General features: G+C 44.3%; 20 protein-coding genes and 2 tRNA genes. 11 read left to right on the top strand and 11 right to left on the bottom strand.

Annotated features, from left to right (window positions below):
* Positions 1–37: 37 nt before the first annotated feature.
* The 4 genes from PO830_RS14195 (at position 38) to guaB (ending at position 6,630) form a co-directional block, all read left to right on the top strand.
* On the top strand, positions 38–1,171 hold the full coding sequence (locus tag PO830_RS14195) for an imelysin family protein (RefSeq protein ID WP_272854238.1): 1,134 nt from the start codon (positions 38–40) through the stop codon (positions 1,169–1,171).
* A 5-nt stretch (positions 1,172–1,176) separates the two neighbouring features.
* The gene (locus PO830_RS14200) at positions 1,177–2,544 is read left to right on the top strand and encodes an HTTM domain-containing protein (protein WP_272854239.1); all 1,368 of its coding nucleotides are present in this window, start codon (positions 1,177–1,179) and stop codon (positions 2,542–2,544) included.
* On the top strand, positions 2,522–4,963 hold the full coding sequence (locus PO830_RS14205; protein WP_272854240.1) for a TonB-dependent receptor domain-containing protein: 2,442 nt from the start codon (positions 2,522–2,524) through the stop codon (positions 4,961–4,963). The genes PO830_RS14200 and PO830_RS14205 overlap by 23 nt, the downstream gene beginning before the upstream one ends.
* Before the next feature lie 194 nt (positions 4,964–5,157).
* Entirely contained in the window at positions 5,158–6,630 is a 1,473-nt protein-coding gene (gene guaB, locus PO830_RS14210) for an IMP dehydrogenase (protein WP_272854241.1), read from the top strand.
* Positions 6,631–6,683: 53 nt separating this feature from the next.
* Here the strand turns inward: guaB and PO830_RS14215 are convergent, their stop codons facing one another.
* From PO830_RS14215 to PO830_RS14225, 3 genes are all read right to left on the bottom strand, one after another.
* Positions 6,684–7,193: an OmpH family outer membrane protein gene (locus PO830_RS14215; RefSeq protein WP_272854242.1), complete on the bottom strand. Its 510-nt coding sequence runs from the start codon at positions 7,191–7,193 to the stop codon at positions 6,684–6,686.
* 84 nt (positions 7,194–7,277) lie between these two features.
* The gene (locus tag PO830_RS14220) at positions 7,278–7,523 is read right to left on the bottom strand and encodes a hypothetical protein (RefSeq protein WP_272854243.1); all 246 of its coding nucleotides are present in this window, start codon (positions 7,521–7,523) and stop codon (positions 7,278–7,280) included.
* Positions 7,520–7,975 (bottom strand): SRPBCC family protein, encoded by a 456-nt coding sequence (locus tag PO830_RS14225; protein ID WP_272854244.1) that lies wholly within the window; start codon positions 7,973–7,975, stop codon positions 7,520–7,522. The genes PO830_RS14220 and PO830_RS14225 overlap by 4 nt, the downstream gene beginning before the upstream one ends.
* Positions 7,976–8,116: 141 nt before the next feature.
* Here PO830_RS14225 and PO830_RS14230 point away from each other — a divergent pair, with 141 nt between their 5' ends.
* The 6 genes from PO830_RS14230 to PO830_RS14255 all read left to right on the top strand — a co-directional run bounded on the left by PO830_RS14230 (position 8,117) and on the right by PO830_RS14255 (position 16,956).
* Positions 8,117–10,075, top strand: a complete 1,959-nt coding sequence (locus PO830_RS14230; protein ID WP_272854245.1) for a peptidylprolyl isomerase — start codon at positions 8,117–8,119, stop codon at positions 10,073–10,075.
* A complete protein-coding gene (locus PO830_RS14235; RefSeq protein WP_272854246.1) occupies positions 10,075–10,926 on the top strand; it encodes a peptidyl-prolyl cis-trans isomerase in 852 nt (283 codons plus the stop codon). Before PO830_RS14230 ends, PO830_RS14235 begins: the two co-directional genes overlap by 1 nt.
* Positions 10,904–12,367: a peptidylprolyl isomerase gene (locus PO830_RS14240; protein WP_272854247.1), complete on the top strand. Its 1,464-nt coding sequence runs from the start codon at positions 10,904–10,906 to the stop codon at positions 12,365–12,367. Before PO830_RS14235 ends, PO830_RS14240 begins: the two co-directional genes overlap by 23 nt.
* Before the next feature lie 9 nt (positions 12,368–12,376).
* Positions 12,377–13,330 carry an AAA family ATPase gene (locus PO830_RS14245; protein WP_272854248.1) on the top strand — a complete coding sequence of 318 codons (954 nt, stop codon included), beginning with the start codon at positions 12,377–12,379 and terminating at the stop codon, positions 13,328–13,330.
* A 96-nt stretch (positions 13,331–13,426) separates the two neighbouring features.
* The gene (locus PO830_RS14250) at positions 13,427–14,524 is read left to right on the top strand and encodes an acyltransferase family protein (RefSeq protein ID WP_272854249.1); all 1,098 of its coding nucleotides are present in this window, start codon (positions 13,427–13,429) and stop codon (positions 14,522–14,524) included.
* A 167-nt stretch (positions 14,525–14,691) separates the two neighbouring features.
* A complete protein-coding gene (locus PO830_RS14255) occupies positions 14,692–16,956 on the top strand; it encodes an aconitate hydratase (RefSeq protein WP_272854250.1) in 2,265 nt (754 codons plus the stop codon).
* A gap of 45 nt (positions 16,957–17,001) precedes the next feature.
* Here the strand turns inward: PO830_RS14255 and PO830_RS14260 are convergent, their stop codons facing one another.
* Positions 17,002–17,667 carry a hypothetical protein gene (locus PO830_RS14260; protein WP_272854251.1) on the bottom strand — a complete coding sequence of 222 codons (666 nt, stop codon included), beginning with the start codon at positions 17,665–17,667 and terminating at the stop codon, positions 17,002–17,004.
* 183 nt (positions 17,668–17,850) lie between these two features.
* Between PO830_RS14260 and PO830_RS14265 the strand changes: the two genes are divergently transcribed.
* Positions 17,851–18,411 (top strand): TlpA family protein disulfide reductase, encoded by a 561-nt coding sequence (locus PO830_RS14265; RefSeq protein ID WP_272854252.1) that lies wholly within the window; start codon positions 17,851–17,853, stop codon positions 18,409–18,411.
* On the opposite strand, the gene PO830_RS14270 is transcribed toward PO830_RS14265, so the two are convergent.
* The 7 genes from PO830_RS14270 to PO830_RS14300 all read right to left on the bottom strand — a co-directional run bounded on the left by PO830_RS14270 (position 18,412) and on the right by PO830_RS14300 (position 23,166).
* Complete coding sequence (locus tag PO830_RS14270) at positions 18,412–19,110, bottom strand: lycopene cyclase domain-containing protein (protein ID WP_272854253.1); 699 nt, start codon at positions 19,108–19,110, stop codon at positions 18,412–18,414. It lies immediately after the preceding gene.
* Positions 19,111–19,560 (bottom strand): sterol desaturase family protein, encoded by a 450-nt coding sequence (locus PO830_RS14275; protein ID WP_272854275.1) that lies wholly within the window; start codon positions 19,558–19,560, stop codon positions 19,111–19,113.
* Entirely contained in the window at positions 19,560–20,402 is an 843-nt protein-coding gene (locus tag PO830_RS14280; RefSeq protein ID WP_272854254.1) for a phytoene/squalene synthase family protein, read from the bottom strand. The genes PO830_RS14275 and PO830_RS14280 overlap by 1 nt, the downstream gene beginning before the upstream one ends.
* Positions 20,399–21,895: a phytoene desaturase family protein gene (locus PO830_RS14285; RefSeq protein WP_272854255.1), complete on the bottom strand. Its 1,497-nt coding sequence runs from the start codon at positions 21,893–21,895 to the stop codon at positions 20,399–20,401. Before PO830_RS14285 ends, PO830_RS14280 begins: the two co-directional genes overlap by 4 nt.
* 57 nt (positions 21,896–21,952) lie before the next feature.
* Positions 21,953–22,861, bottom strand: coding sequence for a MerR family transcriptional regulator (locus PO830_RS14290; RefSeq protein ID WP_272854256.1), 909 nt, complete (start codon positions 22,859–22,861; stop codon positions 21,953–21,955).
* Positions 22,862–22,955: 94 nt separating this feature from the next.
* Positions 22,956–23,039 (bottom strand) — tRNA-Leu (locus PO830_RS14295).
* Between the two features lie 54 nt (positions 23,040–23,093).
* A tRNA-Lys gene (locus PO830_RS14300) sits at positions 23,094–23,166 on the bottom strand.
* Positions 23,167–23,179 lie beyond the last annotated feature (13 nt).

The raw sequence follows: 23,179 nt of genomic DNA on the forward strand, positions 1-23,179 counted from the left end.
CAACAGGTATCAGTACCCTAATCTATACATGAATATTATGTTACGATCAACACTTCTTTTTTTCTGTTTATTCGGACTCCTAAGCTGCGCTACGGATGAATCAAATACCACAACTGCAGATGATGATTCAAACCCAAGTGCGGTGGATTTTGATCGATCGGCCATGCTCGAACACTGGGCAGATGCACTTATTATTCCGGGATATGATCAATGGAATACGGAGTTAACGGCCTTACAAATGGCGGCTTCAGACTTCACTATGAATCCTACGGAAACAAGTTTACGAGTGGTACGGGAACAATGGATCACCGCTTACACGATGTGGCAGCGAGTGGCTATGTTTGAAATGGGTCCGGCGGAACGTTCCGATCTGCGACTAAGTGTAAATAGCTATCCAACCAATACCTCCCAAATAGAGAATCATATTCTCGAGGGCGGTTACGATCTCACCTTACCCGCTAATCGAACGGCCAAAGGGTTTCCGGCACTTGACTATCTGTTGAATGGAATTGGAACTACAGATGCGGAACGACTGGCGGTGTATACAGGGGCAAACGGCACGGCGTATCAACAGTATCTCAGCGATGTGATAACCGATCTGAATACTCTTTCTAACAGCGTGCTAACTGAATGGCAGAATGACTACCGAACCGAATTTATTTCGAATGACGGAGCTTCGGCCACCGCTTCAACCGATCGCCTGGTTAATGATTATATCTTTTATTATGAAAAATTTCTAAGAGCCGGAAAAATGGGGATTCCGCTGGGGGTCTTTACCGGAACTCCCGAACCCCAAACCTTGGAAGCGTTTTATTATCCCTCCTTGGGCAACGCGTTGTTTTTAGAAGCGCTGGATGCCACTCAGGATTTCTTCAACGGAACTCCTTTCAACGGTACTGGTACAGGCCCAAGTTTGGCTTCCTATTTAGATACGCTCAATACGGTTACTAACGGTGCCACGCTCTCCGAAAGCATCAATGAGCAATTCGTTACGGCTCGAAATGCGGTTATGGCCCTCGAGACGTTTAAGGTTGAAATTGAAGAAAATGACCCCCCAACCACTATGCTTAATGCTTATGATGAGGTACAAGCCCTTGTTCCCTTACTGAAGGTTGATATGGTTTCAGCCATGAGTATTCGTATTGACTATGTGGACGCAGACGGCGATTGATCGGGATGCAGCGCGCGTTAAAAAAATATCTTGCCACCTATCGAGAGGCCGCTCCATTAGCGGTCTTTCGAATTTTGTTCGGCTTACTCATGGCAGTAAGCCTCCTACGGTTCTGGAGTAATGGCTGGATTGAAAAACTGTACCTGGAACCCAACTTCTTTTTCTCTTACTATGGCTTCGAATGGGTAAAACCATTAGGCACAGCTACCTACCTACTCTTTGCCGTTTGCTTTTTAGCAGCGATCGCCGTGGCTCTCGGGTGGCGGTACCGCCTTTCGATGCTAGTCTTTTTTTTGAGCTTTACCTATATCGAGCTCATGGACAAAACTACCTATCTCAACCACTATTATTTTATAAGTATCCTGAGCTTTTTACTACTATGGCTACCCGCCGCCGCTACTTTTTCGGTAGATGCATGGCGCTCTCCGGCGCGACGCTTTCAACGGGTTCCTGCCTGGACGATCGATGCCCTCAAAGTATTGCTAACAATCGTCTATTTTTATGCGGGTCTGGCAAAACTCAATTCCGATTGGCTTCTGGAAGCCATGCCGCTCAAAATTTGGCTGCCTTCAAACTTCGATATTCCCCTGATAGGCTCCTGGATTGCTTCAGAAACAGCAGCCTACCTCTTTAGCTGGGGTGGGGCGCTCTACGATCTGAGCATACCGTTTTTGCTGTGGAATTCCCGCACCCGACTTCCGGCGTTTATAGCGGTGATCTTATTTCACGTCCTGACGCGGGTTCTTTTTCCCATCGGAATGTTTCCGTATATCATGATTGCGGTTACACTGATTTTCTTTTCCGAAGCCTGGCATCGGAAGCTATTGAAAAGAAGTTCGCAATTACTGAAGCTTCCGGCAAAAGATTTCGACAACAGGCGGCAATTCAATTTCAAGTCGCTTCGCATTCGCCGCCTAACCCTTAGTGTTATAGCCGTGTTTCTCATGCTTCAGCTCCTTATTCCCTTTCGTTATGTATTGTATCCCGGAGAACTGTTCTGGACTGAAGAAGGGTATCGGTTCTCATGGCGCGTGATGCTGATGGAAAAGGCCGGATATGCGCAATTTAAAATCGTCGACCAAAGCTCCGGCAAACGATTTTACGTTGACAATCGTGATTTTTTGACCGCTTTTCAGGAAAAACAAATGAGTACGCAAGCCGACTTCATCCTGGAATACGCGCATTATTTGGCGAATCACTTTTCGAGTCAGGGACACAAAAATATCGCCGTATTCGTAGACAGTCATGTGGTGCTCAACGGACGCCATGGTAAACCCCTTATCGCCAAAGATGTCAATCTATTGGAATACGAGAATTCATTTAAACACAAACCTTTTATACAACCCTTTCATGATACCATTCAAGGTTTTTAGTACCCTCATGTTTTTGTTTCTCGCAAGCACCGTTTTAAGTCAGGTGTCGCTAGGCGGAAAGGTAATATCTACAGTAGACGGTCAACCCATCGAGAATGTTGAGGTTTACAATCGTACTACCGAAGCGATGACCACAACCGATGCTTCGGGTGTTTTCAGTTTTTCAACCGTACCGTCGGGAACCTACGAGTTAACCTTCTTCTCTTTTGAATACCAACTGCTAGACCAAACGATCCAGCTTTCCGAAGAGAATGAAGTGATTATTCGCTTACAACCCTTGGCCGAAACCCTGTCGGAAGTGGTGTTGATAGAACGGAGGGAACGCGTCTTTGCCCTTCGGAAATTGAGGGCTGTAGAAGGAACCGCCATCTACTCCGGAAAGAAAAACGAAGTAGTAGTGTTGGAGAATGTAAATGGAAATATTGCTGCTAACAATGCGCGACAGATTTACAGTCAGGTAGCCGGTCTCAACATCTACGATAATGGAGATGCCGGCCTACAATTGAATATTGGAGGGCGCGGACTTGATCCAAATCGTACGGCTAATTTTAACACGCGTCAGAACGGCTACGATATTAGTGCCGACGTTTTAGGCTACCCTGAAAGCTACTATACGCCGCCACCGGAAGCCTTGAAGGAAATTCAGATTATCCGGGGGGCGGCCTCCTTGCAGTACGGAAGCCAATTTGGAGGCTTGATCAATTTCAAATTCAAAGAACCGAATAAAGCCAAACCCATTTCTTTGGTGTCACGACAGTTTGTGGGGTCAAACAATTTGTTCTCGAGCTTCAATAGCCTAAGCGGAACAGTGGATAAGTTTAGCTATTATGTGTATTTTCAAAACAAACAGGGCGATGGGTTTCGCCCAAACTCAGAGTTTAATGCGAAAAACGCTTTTGCGCATTTGGCCTATACCTTCAATGAACAAACCAAGCTGATTCTGGAGACGACCTATTTTCGCTATTTGGCACAACAGCCTGGCGGACTAACCGACGCGCAATTTCATGAAGACCCTACCGTGAGCAACAGAACACGGAACTTCTTTGAAGTCGACTGGCTCTTGTATGCCCTTCGTTTGGAGCATTCTTTTTCCGAAAAAACTACAGCAAGTCTTCAACTATTCGGACTGGATGCCTCGCGAAAGGCAGTTGGGTTTCGTACCAATCGAGTATCACAACCCGACGACCTGTCGGAACCTCGCGAATTACTAGTCGATAATTTCAGCAATTGGGGGGCGGAAGCACGCGTGTTGCATACCTATTCGTTGCTGGACGACGCCTCTGTGTTGCTTTTAGGAGCCAAATATTATCAGTCGGATAACCTACAGCAACAAGGTCCGGGTACGACCGGAAGTGACGCCAACTTCCAATTTGCGACAGAACAGTTTCCCAATTACGAACGACAGTCCCAATTCGCTTTTCCGAATAGAAACTTTGCGGTCTTTGGGGAAAACATTTTTCAGTTGAGAAATAAGTGGTCGGTTACACCCGGGTTTCGGATGGAGTACATCAAAACGCAGAGTGAAGGAACGTACAAAAATATCGTGCTCGATTTGGCGGGAAATGTATTGCTAAATGAAGAGATTCCCGACAATCGCACGTTCGACCGAACGTTCTTTTTATTTGGAGTTGGGACTAGTTTTAAACCGAACCGGGCGTTAGAAGTGTATGGAAATGTCTCGCAAAACTATCGCTCTGTCACGTTTAATGATATTCGCGTAGTCAATCCTTCGTTTCAGGTAGATGAGAACATTTCAGACGAAAAAGGATTCACCGCCGATCTGGGCGTTCGAGGTCGGTGGAAGCGGGCGCTGTCCTATGATGTAAGCGTTTTTAGTTTGCTATACGACGACCGTTTGGGAGAAGTACTACGCAGCGAGAACAATGCCGTGGTTCGTTTCCGCGGAAACATAGGAACGGCATTCATTCTTGGCGTTGAAACATTCTTCGATTGGAATATAAAGCAAACCTTTTTCGATGAAGCTTCTTCATGGCGTTTCAATCTTTTTTCAAATGTGGCATATACGACCTCTGAATATATTGAAAGTGAAGAGGTAGGGGTCGAAGGCAATGAGGTCGAATTTATTCCCAAACTAAATATTAAAACCGGTCTCAAAACAGGATATAAAAATGCCTTACTTGGCGTTCAATTTACCTATTTAAGTTCACAGTTTACGGACGCTACCAATGCCCCACAAGACGTTTCTGATAACCAACGCGGCATTGAAGGGAGCATTCCCGCCTACGACATTGTTGACGTCTTTGCATCCTATCGATGGAAAAACTTCAGTATTGAAACCGGAATCGACAATGCGCTCAATAAGAGTTATTTCACGCGAAGAGCTACCGGTTATCCGGGGCCCGGTATTATTCCGGCACCGCCACGAACTTGGTATGCGGGCCTACAGATTACATGGTAACAACGAGAAACTCAGTAGTCAGGTTTCAGTAATAATATGAAGTGCTGAATCCCTTCCATTTGTTGTGAGAGGGGATAAAAACGGCAGTGGTTATTTGTCGATGCCGCGGCCTTCTTTCTCATTAATTTATAGTATATTTGCATGCAATTAAATACGAACATTTTTCGAGACTTCGGAAATAAATTTTAATTGCAATGACTGCACACGACAACAAAATTCTAGGGGAAGGCTTAACGTATGATGATGTATTGCTGGTTCCCGCGTATTCAGAGGTACTGCCTCGTGAAGTTTCGATAAAAACACAATTTTCTAAAAACATAACGCTCAATGTTCCTATCGTTTCTGCCGCGATGGATACGGTGACCGAAAGCGCCATGGCCATCGCCATTGCACGGGAAGGCGGTATCGGTGTGCTACATAAAAACATGACCATCGAACAGCAAGCGGCTGAGGTGCGAAAAGTAAAACGCGCCGAAAGTGGGATGATACAGGATCCGGTGACCTTGTCTCCCGATGCCACGGTAGGCGATGCTCAAAAAACCATGAGCGAGTACAGCATCGGAGGAATTCCGATTACAGATGATGCTGGAAAACTTATCGGAATCGTAACCAACCGCGATCTTCGTTTTGAAAAAAATTACAGTCGGTTGCTACGTGAAGTAATGACTTCAGAAAACTTAGTAACCGTGGGTAAAGGCACTTCCTTAAAAGATGCCGAGATCATTCTTCAGGAGAATAAAATTGAAAAGTTGCCGGTCGTTTCAGACGATGGCATGCTCTTAGGACTGATCACTTTCCGCGACATCACGAAGCTTACCCAAAAGCCCATGGCCAATAAGGATGAATACGGTCGCTTGCGGGTAGCTGCTGCCCTGGGCGTAACAGCCGATGCCGTGGAGCGAGCCGAAGCATTAGTACAGGCGCAGGTGGACGCGGTGATTATAGATACGGCGCACGGACATACCAAAGGCGTGGTGTCGGTGCTTAAAGAAGTAAAATCCAAGTTTCCCTCCTTAGATGTGGTAGTTGGTAATATTGCCACGGCAGACGCCGCGCATTATTTGGCAAAGGCAGGTGCCGATGCGGTGAAAGTAGGCATTGGTCCCGGTTCTATTTGTACCACCCGTGTGGTCGCCGGAGTAGGATTTCCACAATTCTCAGCGGTTTTAGAAGTAGCCGCTGCCTTAAAAGATACCGGAGTGCCGGTGATCGCTGATGGCGGAATTCGATATACAGGTGATATTCCGAAGGCGCTAGCCGCCGGAGCCGACTGTGTTATGTTGGGGTCACTCTTGGCCGGAACCAAAGAGTCTCCCGGCGAGACGATCATTTACGAAGGACGAAAATTTAAATCCTACCGAGGGATGGGGTCTGTAGAGGCCATGAAAAAAGGCTCTAAAGACCGGTATTTCCAAGATGTAGAAGACGACATAAAGAAGCTGGTGCCCGAAGGAATTGTAGGGCGCGTTCCTTACAAAGGCGAATTGGTAGAAAGTATGACGCAATTTATTGGCGGATTACGGGCCGGAATGGGCTATTGTGGCGCCAAGGACATTGCATCCCTTAAAGAGCACGGACGCTTCGTTAAGATCACGAGCAGTGGAATTCATGAAAGTCACCCGCATGATGTAACCATTACCAAGGAAGCTCCTAATTATTCACGATAACAAAAAAAAGGCTCGGAATTCCGAGCCTTTTTTCTATTCAGTTTAGAACGATATTATTCTCCTTCTTTCAATTCGATTCCCAAGGCGGCGATCACTGCCAAGGTAACATCATAGCGATTGTCAATGTAAATTAGGTTCCCATTGCGCTGAATGATCTGCGTGTAGCCTTCCGCTTCCGCAATCTTTTCAAGTTCATCTCCAATTTTATTATACAAAGGTTGAAGAAACTCCTCCCGCTTTAATGCCAACATCTGGTTTGCGGTTTGTTGGTATTGATTGATATCAGTTTCCATTGCGATGATAGAATCCTGAGCCGTTTTACGCTGATTAAGCGTCATCGTATTTTGATTCTCTTTGAAGTTGTTGATCTCTGCGGTATAGGCGTCTAATTTCTTCTTCAAATCGGCGTCCAATTCTTTTCCATAGGCGTCCACTTGTTGTTGTACGCCTTCTAATTCGGGCATTTTCGATAAGATAAAATCTACATCAATGGTTCCTACCTTTGAATTCTGTGCGAATGCCGTAACCGACACTAAAAAGATAGCAATCTTTAAAAATTTCATACTACATAAATTTTGAAGCGCAATATTACGCAATTTTGAGAAAGACGACAAGTTGGACTCCTCGTTACAGCGGGGAGTTATTCTTTATTCGTTGTTGGGAGTATACCATCTACCGCGATGCGGTTTTAGTTGTGTTCTTAGTTGTTGCGTATACAATTCGGGTACTACGAGATACGCTCTACAACAATGTGGTGACACGACTTCGGTACCATGTAGAAAGGGCGCTATTTTTTCTTGGAGTGCAAATTCTTCCAAATGAAGGGCGTGATGCTCGGCGGTTTTCGCGGCATTCGGACCCCGAAACTCCCAGATCAATTGTACCTGTTTCATGAGTCGGCTACAGAAGTACCTTGTTCTACAAATGCCTTAAAGTCTTCCATGTATTTTTTAGATTGCTTTTTGAAGACACCGGGCATAAGAAATCCCATGGCTTTCATCATAAAACTTTGAAACTTAAACTCGCTTTCCGAAATCCAACGCGTTTGTCCGTTCGCTTCCTCGTGAAAAAAATTCTGCTGTATATTTTCAACGCCCTTAGTGTCGTAGCGAGCATGGAATTCAACCGGAAACTTGTTTTTGAGGATCGTTTCGGTCATAACCATTTCTCGCTTACCCATCTTATAATGCAATTCCATGGTGGCGCCTTTCTCTCCTGGGGTTCCCTCCAATAAGCGGTACTGCATGAGTCCGCGCTGCCAATGTTTCATGTTTTCGGGATCGTCCATTTTTTTGATTACCTCCTCACGTGGCGCGTCTATGAGAACTTCCGTAGTGTACTTCATGCGTCTTGGATTAAGAATAGCAAGGTACATTTTTCTCTTCAGAAATAAAATCGAGATAAAAACGTTGTTGGTTTCCGAAGGGGAAGGGGTTGTTGCAACCCTGGGATTTTCCTATTTTTGCGCAGCCTAAAAAGAAATTATATGAAAAATTGTTTTTGTTGGGTGTGCCTGCTGTTTTTTATCACCGTAGGAAGTACGGCACAACAGAAGGATGCGGTGCTTATGACTATTGGCGATACGCCAATAAGTAGCGCCGAATTCAAGCGTGTTTTCAAGAAAAACCTGGATTTGGTGCAAGACGAATCTCAGAAAACAGTGGAAGGGTATTTAGACCTATTTGTAGATTATAAGCTGAAGGTCATCGAGGCCCGAGCACAAGGCTTAGATACTGAAAAGGCTTATTTACAAGAATTTTCGCGCTATCAAGATCAACTTTCCCGCAGTTATATTTACGAAGATAAAATTACCGAAGATCTCGCCAAAGAGGCCTACGAGCGCAGTCTTGAAGAGGTGGACGCCAATCACATATTGATTCAGGTAAATTACAACGACCTACCTCAGGACACCTTGGCGGCCTACCAGAAAATAGTTTCTATTCGTGAGAAAGCGGTTGCAGGAGAAGATTTTGAAACCTTGGCAAAGACCTACTCCGAAGAACCCGGTGCCAAAGAACGCGCAGGCGCCTTAGGGTATTTCTCGGTATTTCAAATGGTATATCCTTTTGAAGATGCAGCCTATGCGACTCCCGTTGGTGAAATTTCAGAAATCATTCGAACCAGTTTCGGATATCACATTTTAAAGGTAAATGACCGTCGTGCACGTCCGCCGCAAATTGTGGTATCGCATATTATGATCTCAGACAATTCAGGAACACGTACTTTCGATCCTAAGGAGCGTATCAATGAATTAAATACGTTGCTGCAGCAAGGAGAAGATTTTGAAGCGTTGGCGAAGCAGTATTCAGAAGACAGGGCCTCGGCCAAAAACGGCGGGCGATTGCGTCCCTTCAGTCGAGGAGACCTTCGTGCCGAAGCTTTTGAAGAAGCGGCCTACGCCCTAGAAAATCCGGGAGACCTCACCGGACCGGTTCGCTCGAGAGTGGGATGGCATATCATTCGTCTTGAAGAACGATTAGATCGGGTGCCGTTTGAAACACAGAAGGAAGATCTTGAAAAGCGCGTGTCGCAAGGAGATCGCGCAAAGCGTGTTACAGCAACGATCACAAACAATATTAAAGATAAATATGGGTTTGCGAAAGGCGAGCAATACATCCCATTCTTTACGGAATTAGTAAACGATTCTCTGCAAAAGCGAAAATGGACGTTTGAGGGTATAGACGCTTCCGAAGATGCCTTGCTATTTACCATCGGTAAAAAACAGTATCGCTATAGTGATTTCGCAAGGTTTATTGAAGATAAGCAGCGAAGTTTGCGATTGCCAAGAGAAAAAGGGGCAGCGCTGGTCACCTTGTACGATACCTTTGAACACGATATGGTGATGGATTATTACAAAAATCAATTGGAGCTGGAAAATGATCAGTATGCGGCTGTGATCAATGAATATCGCGACGGACTCCTCATTTTTGATGTGATGAACCAGAATGTTTGGAATAAGGCTAAGACCGATAGCATCGGTTTAGAAAGATATTTCGAACAGCACCGCAACGCCTATCAATGGAAGAAGCGCGTAAAGGCGCGCATCGTTTCTGCTACGAACCAAGCGAAAGCGGAGGAAGCTGCTGCATGGCTAAAGGATACCTTGAATGCAGAGGCGCTAAAGGAAAAACTTAATACGGAAGAAACCGTTTCTGCCCTGGTTTCTGAAGGAACGTTTGAATTGGGACACCAAGCCTTGCCGTCAGATTTCAAACCGCAATTAGGAATTTCTAAGATCTATAACGAGAATGGTTCGTTTATTGTGGTAGCTGTCTCAGAAATTCTGGCGCCCGGTCCGAAGCAATTAGAAGAAGTGAAAGGACGGGTGTTAAGTGATTATCAACAAGAATTAGAGCGCGCGTGGATGGAATCACTGCGGAAAAAATATCCGGTAAAGATGAACCAAAAAGTGCTTAAAAAAGTAAAGAAAGAACTACAATCGTAATGCGGTACGGCATTTTGCTTATAGGATTATGTGTTTGTTTTTCGTGTGATTATTTTAAACAAGAATCACAAGAAACTCCTGTAGCTCGTGTCAACGATACCTATCTGTACGAATCGGATATCAGAGCATTGGTACCTGTTGACGCTACTCCTGAAGATAGTACGATGCTTGTGAATACCTACATCAATCGTTGGGCTACCCAACAACTGTTGATCGATCAGGCGAAGATTAACCTACCGGAAGACGATCAGGAAACCTACGATAAGCTGGTGGACGAATACAAGACCGATTTGTACACCGAAGCCTATAAAAATGCAATCGTTGCCAAACAGTTGGACAGTGCCATCTCTGAAGGAGAGTATCTGCGTTTTTATGAAGAGAACAAAGAAACCTTTACCCTGAATGAACCGTTGGTGAAAGTGCGATATGTGCAAGTAGGAGAGGGTTTTAACCGCCTGAATGAAACGGGTACGTGGCTGTCGCGTTTTAATGAAGAAGATCAACAGCGTTTAGACGAGCTGAGCATTCAATTTAAGTCGTATAACCTCAACGACTCGACCTGGGTGAAGTTCAAATCGTTGCGAACGGCGATTCCACCTTTAGCGACCTATCCTTCTAATGATCTAAAAAATTCCAATTTGAGGCAACTACAAGATTCATTAGGAGTATATTTGGTGAAAATTACGGAGGTGCTCATGCCTACTGATACCGCACCGATTGAATTTGTTCGTCCTACGATCGAACAGATCATTCTGAACAAGCGAAAACTAGAATTGATTAGAAAACTGGAAAAAAATATAACGAAAGATGCGATTAATAACAAGAAATATGAAACCTATACACTCAATTAGCCTGCTGTTAGGCCTCCTGCTGTGTGTTCCGGGAATGACGTTGGCACAAGTAACGACGACCATCGATAGTACGCTAACGGTTCGTTCGGATGACGCGATCACAGAAGAACCTGTTTCCCTACCTACGAAAGACAGCATTCAGCCTTTTAAACGTTTTAAAGCGGAAGGGGTAACGGCGGTAGTTGGAGATTACGTAGTGCTCGACAGCGATATTGACAAAAGTTATGTAGAATTACAAGCGCAAGGCATTCCAACAGAAGATATCTCGCGATGTGAATTGTTAGGAAAACTGCTCGAGGATAAACTATACGCGCACCACGCCAAGATCGATAGTATTTTGATTCCTGATGCGCAAATCAATGGCCGTATCGATCAGCAGATCCAATATATGGTAAGTGAGCTGGGAAGTGAAGAAAAAGTAGCCGCTTATTACAAGAAAAGCAGTATCGCCGAACTTCGTTCGGAGCTGTTTGAGGTGAACAAAACCCTGCAGTTGGCGGGGGAAATGCAACGAAAAGTGGTGGAGAATGTAGAAATTACCCCAGAAGAGATCCGTGAGTTCTTCTACGCCATTCCCGAAAGTGAACGTCCTACCTTCAGTGCCGAGGTGGAAGTGGCTCAGATTGTTATTGAACCTGAAGTAACGGAAGCGGCCAAACAACGTGTAATCGATCGTTTGAATGAATTCCGAAGAGATATAGTGGAAAATGGTTCCAGCTTTGCTTCTAAGGCGGTGCTGTATTCCAAGGATGGAAGTGCCTCGAAGGGTGGATTGCTTCCGGGTATCAAAAAGAGCTCTCCTTACGACAAAAAGTTTAAGGATGTCGCCTTTTCCCTACGTGAAGGGGAAGTGAGCGAGCCATTTGAAACCGAGTTCGGTTTTCACATTCTGAAGGTCGATAAGGTACGCGGACAAGAAATTGACGTGCGTCATATTATTCTCTTTCCGGAAGTGTCTCAAGAGATCATCGACAAAGCACGTGTGGAAATTGATTCGATTCGTGCAAAAATTGTAGCGGGTGAACTGGAATTCGCGGAAGCAGCTAAGATGTACTCCGACGAAGAAGAAACTCGAAACGATGGCGGGCAGCTTTCGAACCCTGTTACTTTCGACACACGATTTGACCTTACAAAAATGGACCCTACCTTGAGTGCGCAAGTGTATAATCTAAAAGAGGGTGAGATTTCTAAGGTCTACACCGATCGCGATTACACGGGGAAAAGCAGCTTTAAAATTCTAACCATTACCGGTCGCTACGACGAGCATACGGCAGATTTCGTAAAGGATTACGAAAAGGTCAAGGAATTGGCGTTGAAAGAAAAACAGATTCGAGCCATCGAAAAATGGCAAGAGAAAAAAATTCAGGAAACCTATATTAACGTAAATGAAGATTATCACGATTGCCAGTTTTCTAGCAATTGGTTAAAAACACAATCTTAAACAAACTATATGTCAGACGTAGCCGCTGTAGAACAACTGGTAAAACGATATAACGCCTTACGCCAAGAAATTAAAAAGGTCATTGTGGGCCAGGATGAGGTGATCGAACAGGTGTTATTATCCATCTTTTCGGGAGGTCATGCCCTGTTAATAGGAGTACCCGGACTTGCAAAAACATTGATGGTGAATACAGTGGCGCAAACGCTAGGTCTTCAATTTAAACGGATTCAGTTCACACCCGACCTGATGCCGAGTGATATTCTGGGTTCTGAAATCTTAGACAAGAATCGTGAGTTTAAATTTATCAAAGGACCGGTTTTCGCGAATATTATTCTGGCGGATGAGATTAACCGGACGCCTCCTAAAACACAGGCCGCCTTACTCGAGGCGATGCAGGAACGTGCCGTTACAGTAGCCGGCAATCACTATAAATTAGCCTTGCCGTATTTCGTATTGGCGACCCAAAACCCTATCGAACAAGAAGGTACCTACCCATTACCCGAAGCGCAATTAGACCGCTTTATGTTTGCTATCAACTTAGAGTATCCCACCTTCGACGAAGAGGTAGAAGTGGTAAAAACAACAACTACCGACCAAACAGAAACCGTTCAGGCATTGTTCAATGCCGAGGAGATTTTGAAGTACCAGCAATTGATTCGAAAGATTCCGGTAGCCGACAACGTAGTAGAATACGCGGTTACACTGGTGAGCAAGACGCGTCCAAAAGGTTCCGCAGCTACGGAGACCGTTAGGAATTACATTGACTGGGGTGCCGGACCGAGGGCTTCTCAAAACCTTATTTTAGCGGCTAAGGCGAATGCCGCTTTACATGGTAAATTCTCTCCCGATATAGAAGACGTTCAGAAGGTAGCCACTGGAATCCTACGCCATCGTATGATCAAGAATTACAAGGCGGAAGCAGAAGGCTTATCCATAGAGGAGATCATTCGCGGCTTGTTTTAGGAAGTCGTATTCTGCCAATTTGCGTACCTTCGTTTTACAGTAGTATCGAAGGTGATTTCATCTCCCGTAAAAAATAGAATATTTGGATTAGACGTAATGCGCGCCGCAGCGATTTTGTTTGTGGTAGGCGCTCATTCGTTTTGGGTCTTTCCGGAGGCCTCGGGGTCTTGGGTGACCCTTATTACCTTCTCTGGCGTGCTAGGGGTAGAACTCTTCTTTGTGCTAAGTGGCTTTTTGATCGGCCGCATCTTGTACCGGATCGTTACCGATTCACAGTTTCATAGAAAGCAACTCTTTTATTTTCTGATTCGTCGCTGGTTCAGAACCCTTCCAAACTACTATTTAGTCCTGCTGCTGAATATTCTGTTGGTATTGATTATAGGAAGAAACCTGCCGGAGAGCCTTCCGAAGTACTTTTTCTTTCTTCAGAACATTACTTCCGGTATGGATATTTTCTTCACAGAATCCTGGAGCTTGCCGGTGGAAGAGGTTGCGTATATCATAGGACCTTTGCTGTTATGGCTCGCCGTGCTCTTCGGAACCAAACTAAAGAGAGAACGACAGTTTTTGCTGGTAACTGTCTTCTTATTGCTACTTTTCTTGTGTACAAAGATTGTCTTTACAAGCACCCATACCTTAACTACCTTAGAACAATGGAATATTGAATTACGGGCGGTAGTGTTGTACAGAATCGACTCCATTTTTTATGGGGTTCTTTTTGCGTATCTATCAAAGGTCGCTTCGAAACAATGGTATCAGTGGCGTTTCCATGGAGTATTCATCGGTTTGTTGTTGTTCTTCGGATTACATGCCTATATAGCCTCACATACTATCACGGAAGCGCCCTGGCTCTATAACGTGCTGTACTTCCCGCTGTGTTCTTTGGCCATCGCATTGTGGCTCCCTTGGTTATCCTCTTTGAGGAAGGCTCCCGTTTGGCTGTCTCGACCCATTACCTTTATCAGTATTATTTCGTATTCTATGTATCTACTGCACTATTCCATCCTGTTGCAGTTGCTCAACACCTATGTTCCCATCGCCGCGTTACCCGATGGATGGCTTCCTGTTTTTTCGCTCGCGTACATAGCGCTTACCATTGGGTGTGCCTACCTCCTTTACCGATATTATGAAAAACCGATGATGGATCTTCGAGAGGCTCCGGCAATAACGAAAAAATTCCAACCACACAATTAACAAAATGATAATTTTATGTACTAAAAATTCAAATACACGTATTATATTTCAGTATAAATTACGTTTTATTGAAATATTCTTCGGTTTATAGCTATTTTGTTACTTATTTTTAAAGACGTTTTATATTTTGTATTTTTGCAACACTTCAAAAACCAAAAAAAGAATTTATGGCCTTCGATACTGAGATGATAAAAAAGGTGTACGCGCAGATGCCGGAACGCATCAATAAAGCCCGCGAAATTATTGGGAAACCGCTTACCCTTTCAGAAAAAATATTATACAGCCATCTATGGGATGGAACTCCTGATAAAGCATTCGTGCGCGGGAAAGATTACGTAGAATTTTCACCTGATCGAATTGCATGTCAGGATGCTACCGCGCAAATGGCGTTGCTTCAATTCATGCAAGCCGGAAAGAACAAAGTAGCGGTACCTACCACGGTTCATTGTGACCACCTTATTCAGGCCAAAGAAGGAGCGGCGAAAGATTTGAAGCGAGCCAATGAGACCAGTAATGAAGTGTTCGACTTTTTAGAGTCTGTTTCCAATAAATACGGCATTGGTTTCTGGAAACCAGGAGCCGGGATTATTCACCAGGTAGTACTTGAAAATTATGCTTATCCGGGTGGAATGATGATCGGTACTGATTCGCATACCGTAAACGCTGGTGGATTAGGAATGGTGGCCGTTGGAGTAGGAGGAGCCGATGCGGTAGACGTAATGGCCGGAATGCCATGGGAGCTGAAGTTCCCAAAACTGATTGGTGTAAAGTTGACCGGAGAATTAAGTGGTTGGACCGCTTCTAAAGATGTAATTCTGAAAGTGGCGGGTATTCTTACCGTAAAAGGAGGAACCGGTTGTATTGTAGAATACTTTGGGCCGGGTGCGAAAAATCTTTCGGCTACCGGTAAAGGAACCATTTGTAATATGGGGGCCGAAATTGGAGCGACCACCTCTACTTTTGGGTACGACGATGCCATGGAACGTTTTCTTCGGGCTACCGAACGTGCTGAAATCGCTGATGAGGCCAATAAAATTAGAGAACACCTTACCGGTGATCCGGAAGTTTATGAAAATCCTGAAAAGTACTTCGATCAAGTGATCGAGATCAATCTTTCAGAATTACGCCCACACTTAAATGGACCTTTTACACCCGACCTGGCGACGCCGGTAGGAGAACTAGGACCCAAGGCGAAAGAAAACGATTGGCCCATTAATGTGATGTGGGGATTAATAGGTTCGTGTACAAACTCTTCGTATGAAGATCTTACTCGTGCTGCTTCTATTGCGCAACAGGCTATCGATAAAAAACTAAAGCCGAAAAGTGATTTCGGGATTAACCCCGGAAGTGAGCAAATTCGATTCACGGCAGAGCGCGACGGACTCCTACAGGTTTTTGAAAATTTAGGAGCTACCGTATTTACCAACGCTTGTGGTCCGTGTATAGGCCAATGGGATCGTAGTGATTTGATGGGAGAAGAAAAGAATACTATCGTACATTCCTTTAACCGAAACTTCTCGAAGCGTGCCGATGGAAACCCTAATACCCACGCCTTTGTAGGGTCGCCCGAAATGGTGGCGGCTATTGCTATCTCGGGTAGATTAGATTTTGATCCTGCAAATGATACCCTAATCAATGAGGAGGGTCAAGAAGTAAAATTAGATGAACCTGCCGGGATTGAACTTCCCCCTAAAGGATTTGACGTAGAAGATAATGGGTATTTAGAGCCTCAAGCGGACGGAAGCAGTGTGGAAGTGAAAGTGGCTACCGACAGTGAACGTCTGGAATTGCTAACTCCCTTTAAGCCTATTCAGGATAGTGAATTACAAGGGGTGAAATTGTTGATTAAGGCCTTCGGAAAATGTACTACCGACCATATTTCAATGGCAGGTCCCTGGTTACGTTATCGCGGACATCTAGATAATATTTCCAACAACACCCTAATTGGCGCTGTGAATGCCTTTAACAAGAAGACCAATTTTGTGAAGAATCAATTGGATGGTGAGTACAATGGAGTGCCGGATGTTCAACGCGAATACAAGAAGGCGGGTATTAAAACCATTGTTGTGGGAGATCACAACTACGGAGAAGGTTCGTCGAGAGAGCATGCGGCTATGCAGCCACGTCATTTGGGAGTTGCCGCTGTTTTAGTGAAGTCCTTTGCGAGAATTCACGAAACCAACCTGAAGAAACAGGGAATGCTGGCGCTTACCTTTGTCAATGAAAAGGATTACGATTTGATCCAGGAAGATGATACCTTCAATTTTGTGGACATTGCGGAGTTTGCACCCGACACGCCACTAACGATTGAAGTGGTGCACAGCGACGGAAGCAAAGACACTATCAAAGCGAATCACACCTATAACCATACGCAGATTAAGTGGTATCGTGAAGGTTCTGCCTTGAACCTGATCAAAATACAGAATCAGTAATTTGATTTTTAGAAGTAAGGAAGTCCGCTGAAAAGCGGACTTTTTTTATCGTACCTGATGAATAGTAAAATAACTTTCAGTGGTGGTTCCGAAGAGGTCTATCGTGCCTAGCGCGATATCGCCCAATACTTCAAAATGAATAGTATCGCCAGCCGACAGTGCTACCAAGTTGGTAGATTGCCGCAGGGGTGGCGTCGCGTTGATTCCTAAAATTCCCACGTTCGCGAAGCTATTCTGTGAAATGATACTACCATTCCGAAGAATGGAGACCCCAAAATTCGTAGCTACCCCAAGACTGGCTGTCGCTTTAATTTGCACGCTTATGGCGTAAATACCGTCCTGACCGGCTGTATAGGTATAGGTACTCGTGTCAAATTCATCATTGGCATCAAAATCTTCAGCGTCAAATGGTAGTATCGCACTTCCAGAAGCGAGCGAAATTGAGAATACTGTACTACTACTAAAACTACCTTTTAAAACGGTAGGCAAGGCTTTGTCAACTATTTCGATGGCTTCAATTTTTTTGACCGTTCCATCACGCGATAATACAAGTACCGAGTCTTTGGCAACGTCCTTGTTCATTTCCTCATTCACCACCCGGATCCGCAAATCCCCATCGATGTCTAAACTGGCTGTTGGACTTACCGTTCCAATACCTACTTGGGCAAATATGGGAACGCTACACAGAAGCGCTATGCAAAGTATTTTCATGTGAAAAATATTAGCTACAAAAATATTGGGGGCTAGCGAAACGCTATGAAAACACAAATAAGTCGTTAAAAAGCATTATACAAAATAATAAAAGCTAAAAAAATGTTAAAAGTTCTCAAAATATGAACACTTGATAAAGTTGGTTCACATAGGGAACTTCACTAAATGTAGTATTTTTATGGAATGGAATTTCTGAAGAAAAATATATCTAATATACTGTTGATCGCCTTTGTGGTGCTGCTGTTGATTCCTCAAACACGTATGCCGTTGCAGGTAGGGTTACAACGGTTGTTTTCGTGGAGTCCGTCTGAAATAGAAGCCGAAAACCAAACATCCTTAAGCGATTACCACTGGAAGCTTACCCGCGATTCTGAAACCTATACATTGAAGCAATCTGAAGGTCGTGTAACCATCATTAACGTATGGGCTACCTGGTGTCCACCCTGCGTTGCCGAAATGCCTTCCTTGCAGAATTTATATGATGCTTACGGAGATATTGTTGATTTTTACTTTGTCTCTTCGGAAGAGGAAGCGGTCATCCAACGCTTTATGGAGGCTAAAGAGTATCGATTTCCGGTGTATAGACCGCTTGAAAGTCCGCCTACGGCCTTGGCTTCACAAAGCATTCCTAAAACCTGGGTGCTCAGTAAGAGCGGTGCGATTGTGATCGAGAAGACCGGAGCGGCGCAGTGGGATTCTGAATCGGTTTTTCGCCTGCTGGATCGCTTGCTGGCGGAAGAATAGCTACGAGCGCTTCCGTTCATAACGAGCTTCCAGAAAGGACATTCCGGCAAATACCGTAAGCAACATGCCCAAATTGTAAATGGTGTCTTCCACGGGAATCGTTCCAAAGCGTACACCAAAATTCTCCTCGTTGTTGTACCAAACCACCATTTCGTCTATCCAACTTCCGGTGAGTAATCCGTTAACCAGAAAAAAGGGAATCAAGATAAAGAGATAGGTAGGAAAAAACTCAGACAACCAACGAGGGCGGGTATTATAGACAATCCCTAGTAAGAGCAACGCATAGAGGAAGCATAGCGATGTATACCATTGCAGGTATCCATACCACAGTGCGATGATTAAGACACTTACAAGTACCACGTAAATATACCCTGTCACTCTTTTAGGAAGTACCAGCTTTGGGAGTAAGGTGAGGAGGGCGTAATGACTAAAGATACAAGCGTAGGGAATACACAGGAAAAAGAGCCATTCTTCAATCGGTAAATTTAATAGGTAGATCCCGGATAGATAGTCCTCATTAAAGCCCCAAAAACCGTGGTGGGTAAAGGCGATATCCCAGGGGAGGAAGATAAGCATCATAAAGAGTACCGCAGGGAAGAAGAAGCGCCACTTTTTATAGAAGGCCAATCGCGGGTGAAAGCTGAAAAGCAAGGGAACCGCTAAAGACCCCAGGTCTAACCACAGATAGAGGTATTGCATTTATCGTTTAAAGTATTTCAAAGGAGGGAACAACATTCCGAAACATTCTCCATCCTTCTTTCCGAGGTGCTTGTGATGCATTTTATGAGCTCTTCGAATTCCTCTGGCATACCAATTATTAGCATTGCGAAACATTTTAAAACGCTGATGAATAAAGATATCATGCACGAAGAAATAGGTGAGTCCGTATCCAAAAATACCCAAGCCGATGGGCAATCCTGCCCAAAAACCATAATAGTTCCATCCGATAAAACAACCAATACTTACGGCCGCATAAAAGATGAAGAACAGGTCATTGCGCTCCCACCAGCTACCGTGATCTTTTTTATGATGGTCTTTGTGAAGCGACCATAAGAAGCCATGCATTACATACTTATGCGTAAACCACGCCATAAACTCCATTATGCAAAAGGTTCCTAAAAAAATGGCGATCCAGAGCAATACATCTATCATCGAACGAGCTTTAATTGGTATTTAACATAGCTACGCGTTAAAATGCCAAACTTCTCGTAATTCGGCACTCGTATACGCGTTTTTCTTATTTCTATGGCCGGGGTTTTACTGAGTTTTTTGAGCAGCCTGCGATAGTAGCGATAGGCCATAAAAACTCCAAATTTAGCTTCGGCCGGAAGCTGTAAAATTCCTTTGTATCCTAAGTGAAAATCGTTTTCAATATCTGCGATTATTTGTTGTTTTGACGCTTCATCTAAGGCTTCCAGATTGGTATTTGGAAAATAGGTGCGATCCAATCCTTCGTAATCGGCTTTCAAATCTCGTAAGAAATTAACCTTCTGAAAAGCTGAGCCCAGGTGCATCGCAGCTTCTTTCAACGCTTCGTACTTTTCAGCATCTCCTTTTACAAACACTTTGAGGCACATCAATCCCACGACATCTGCCGAACCGTAAATATATTCGTGATATTCTTCTTCAGACAGATACACTTTTTTAGTGAGATCCATGCGCATGCTCTTCATAAAGGCCGCGATTAACGCTCTATCGATATCATACGCATGTACCGTTTCCTGAAATGAATTTAGAATAGGGTTTAGACTAATGCGTTCTGCCAGGGCTTGTTCGAGACTTTGTTCAAACCGGTTGAATAACGATTCTTTCTCATAATCGTGAAAGCTGTCTACAATCTCATCTGCAAGCCTTACAAAACCATAAATATTGTAAATGTCCTGCCGAATGGTTGGGGACAGCATCTTGGTCGCTAGCGAGAAAGAGGTGCTGTACGATTGGGTCACCGTCTTACTGCAACGATGGGAAACGGAATCAAAGAGTATTTTCATGTGGCAACCGACTTAGATTTTTGATGTTTTTTCTGAAGTGAATTTTCTACCAAACCAGCCACGAGTTTTCCGGAAATCAGGGCCGGTGGCACACCGGGTCCTGGAACTGTGAGTTGGCCGGTAAAGAATAATTGTTTCACTTTATTACTTTTTAAATTGGGTCGCAAGAACGCTGTCTGCAGTAAGGTATTGGCCAATCCATAGGCATTGCCTTTATACGAATTATATTCCTTCACAAAATCTTCGATGCAGAAGGATTCCTTAAATATAATAGAATTTTTTACGTCCTGTTGGGTCAATGATTCAAAACGACTGATAATTTTTTCAAAGTATTCCTCACGCAAGGCTGACGTATCGTCAAGTCCCGGCGCAAGGGGAATGAGAAAAATCCCGGCCTCCTTTCCTTCGGGCGCCATATAAGTATCTGTTTTTGAAGGGAAACTAGCGTAAAACAATGGCTCCTTAGGCCAATTGGGAAGATCATAAATGTCCACGGCATGCGCTTCAAAGGGTACGTCAAAGAATAAGGTGTGATGCTCTACATTTTTAAGAGGTTTCTCAAAACCAACGTAAAATAACAAGGCCGAGGGGGCAAAGGTGCGTTTGTTCCAGTAGGCTTCCGAATATTGTCGCAAGGGTTTAGGTAATAATTGCTCGGTATGATGATAATCGGCACCACTTACAACAACATCCGCGTCAATATCCATACCCTTGGCGCGTATGCCTGTGACTGTGCGATTATCAATAAGTACTTCGGAAACAGGATGGTTGGTTTTAATTGTAACTCCCAGAGAACGCGCCAGCGTCTCCATGCCCTGTATCACGGCATGCATTCCTTTTTTAGGATGAAAGGTACCCAAACCGAAATCGGCATAATTCATGAAACTGTAGAAAGCAGGGGTGTCCGAAGGCTTTGCGCCGAGAAATAATACCGGGAACTCCAGAATCGCAATGAGCTTCGGATTGGTAAATTCTTTACGGACCTCCTTACTGATCGTGCTGAAGAATTGCCCTATCTTCTTCATAGTTACGGGGGTTACCAATTCTAACGGACTCACACCCGGGCGATAAACGAGATCTTTAATGGCAATGTTATAGTTGTCTAAGGCCATGTCCATAAAATGCCTTAATTTTTTCGAGCTGCCCTCTTCCTCTCGTTCAAAGGCCATGCAAATTTTTTCGAGTGTATCCTCTATGGTGATGGTGTCTTCTTTTCCGAAGTAAACCGTATAGGCAGGATTTAATTTTTCCAGTTCATAATAGTCTGATGGGTGTTTTCCAAAATCCTGAAAGAATCGCTCAAACACATCGGGCATCCAATACCAGGTGGGGCCCATATCGAAGGTAAAGCCTTCTTTCTGAAACTGTCGTGCACGTCCTCCAATGGTTTCGTTTTTCTCGTAGATGGTAACCCAATGACCCGCTTGCGCCAGATAAGAGGCTGCTGCAAGGCTGGAAAAGCCGGATCCGATAATAGCGATGGATGCTTTCATTTTGTTTAACGAATGTACATTATATTTAAACAATAAAGAACTATCAATTGAATTTTATCATTTCTTTAATGTTTCCAGCTTCTTTTCGAGCTCCGCTACATTGTGGATAAGGCTTAGGTGCTTCGGAAAATCGCGTTTGGAGAGCCCGCGTATCTTGCCGCCCATCAGCCATAGTTTGCGGTGGGAGCCTAAGGCAATTTCATTATTGAAGTCGGATACATAGTCTTCAATGCGCTGTTCCTGAGGTTGTACGGTGAGATACGAGACAAACACTAAGGAATCGTAATGTTTTACCACATGCGGCAGGCTTTGTGTTGGAATGTTGGCACCTAAATACACTACTGAAAACCCTTGATTCAACAGTTCGTAATAGGTGTACAGGAGGCCGATTTCATGTATTTCGCCATAGGGAAGGTAGAGGCAGAACACGGGTTTATCTACCATCTTTGGGAGTTGTTGCTGTGCCTCTATTTGAAGAATTACTTTTTGTTTTATCAATTCGGAAATAAAGCGTTCATGGGCCGGGTCAATCGCTCCGGTCTGCCAAAGCACGCCAATATCGTGTAGCAGCGGAAGAAAGACATGCTCAAACACCGCCCGAAACGACCGTTCTTTGACAAGCTGTTGGTAGGTGTTTGAAAAGGCCCGCACATCAAATTCAAACATAGCCGTTTTAAAAGCATTGATGGCATGACTCTCGGTGCGGTTCTCTGCAAACTGATCGATAGTTTCTTTTAACTGAGTACTATCATAGCCAGCAATTTTTGAGATCTTTATACCTTCGTGATATAAAAAGGTAATGTTGAGCAGGCGTTTTAGGTTTTCAACATCGTAATAGCGAATATTGGTTTCGGTGCGATGCGGCTGTAGTAGATTGTAGCGCTTTTCCCAAATTCGAATAGTGTGTGCTTTCACACCACTAAGATGTTCCAGGTCTTTAATACTGAATTTCGTCTTAACGTGCATAGGTCTTGGTTGGTGATGCCAAGGTACAAAAATGTTTAAAACTTAGGTTGATTCAGTAAACAAATAAAAAAGGCTATCATTACGATAGCCTTTGTACCGAGGATGGGAGTCGAACCCACACGCCCTAATGGACACATGGCCCTCAACCATGCCTGTCTACCAATTCCAGCACCTCGGTATGTGCGTAGAAAGAAAAAGTCGAACGTGTGATAGCGTCGACTTTTTGTAGTTGTGACCTGGCTGGGGCTCGAACCCAGGACCCTCTCCTTAAAAGGGAGATGCTCTGCCAACTGAGCTACCAGGTCTTTCCTTGAATGC

The sequence above is a fragment of the Altibacter sp. HG106 genome (genome assembly GCF_028561755.1).
Classification (GTDB): domain Bacteria; phylum Bacteroidota; class Bacteroidia; order Flavobacteriales; family Flavobacteriaceae; genus DFVG01.

Coding starts and splice junctions, on each gene's coding strand:
- PO830_RS14285 (WP_272854255.1), bottom strand. CDS start 21,895: ATGAAAGCATCCATCGCTATTATCGGATCCGGCTTTTCCAGCCTTGCA.
- PO830_RS14235 (WP_272854246.1), top strand. CDS start 10,075: ATGCGGTACGGCATTTTGCTTATAGGATTATGTGTTTGTTTTTCGTGT.
- PO830_RS14225 (WP_272854244.1), bottom strand. CDS start 7,975: ATGAAGTACACTACGGAAGTTCTCATAGACGCGCCACGTGAGGAGGTA.
- PO830_RS14205 (WP_272854240.1), top strand. CDS start 2,522: ATGATACCATTCAAGGTTTTTAGTACCCTCATGTTTTTGTTTCTCGCA.
- PO830_RS14255 (WP_272854250.1), top strand. CDS start 14,692: ATGGCCTTCGATACTGAGATGATAAAAAAGGTGTACGCGCAGATGCCG.
- PO830_RS14250 (WP_272854249.1), top strand. CDS start 13,427: ATGCGCGCCGCAGCGATTTTGTTTGTGGTAGGCGCTCATTCGTTTTGG.
- guaB (WP_272854241.1), top strand. CDS start 5,158: ATGACTGCACACGACAACAAAATTCTAGGGGAAGGCTTAACGTATGAT.
- PO830_RS14245 (WP_272854248.1), top strand. CDS start 12,377: ATGTCAGACGTAGCCGCTGTAGAACAACTGGTAAAACGATATAACGCC.
- PO830_RS14230 (WP_272854245.1), top strand. CDS start 8,117: ATGAAAAATTGTTTTTGTTGGGTGTGCCTGCTGTTTTTTATCACCGTA.
- PO830_RS14270 (WP_272854253.1), bottom strand. CDS start 19,110: ATGCAATACCTCTATCTGTGGTTAGACCTGGGGTCTTTAGCGGTTCCC.
- PO830_RS14195 (WP_272854238.1), top strand. CDS start 38: ATGTTACGATCAACACTTCTTTTTTTCTGTTTATTCGGACTCCTAAGC.
- PO830_RS14200 (WP_272854239.1), top strand. CDS start 1,177: ATGCAGCGCGCGTTAAAAAAATATCTTGCCACCTATCGAGAGGCCGCT.
- PO830_RS14215 (WP_272854242.1), bottom strand. CDS start 7,193: ATGAAATTTTTAAAGATTGCTATCTTTTTAGTGTCGGTTACGGCATTC.
- PO830_RS14220 (WP_272854243.1), bottom strand. CDS start 7,523: ATGAAACAGGTACAATTGATCTGGGAGTTTCGGGGTCCGAATGCCGCG.
- PO830_RS14290 (WP_272854256.1), bottom strand. CDS start 22,861: ATGCACGTTAAGACGAAATTCAGTATTAAAGACCTGGAACATCTTAGT.
- PO830_RS14265 (WP_272854252.1), top strand. CDS start 17,851: ATGGAATTTCTGAAGAAAAATATATCTAATATACTGTTGATCGCCTTT.
- PO830_RS14240 (WP_272854247.1), top strand. CDS start 10,904: ATGAAACCTATACACTCAATTAGCCTGCTGTTAGGCCTCCTGCTGTGT.
- PO830_RS14260 (WP_272854251.1), bottom strand. CDS start 17,667: ATGAAAATACTTTGCATAGCGCTTCTGTGTAGCGTTCCCATATTTGCC.
- PO830_RS14280 (WP_272854254.1), bottom strand. CDS start 20,402: ATGAAAATACTCTTTGATTCCGTTTCCCATCGTTGCAGTAAGACGGTG.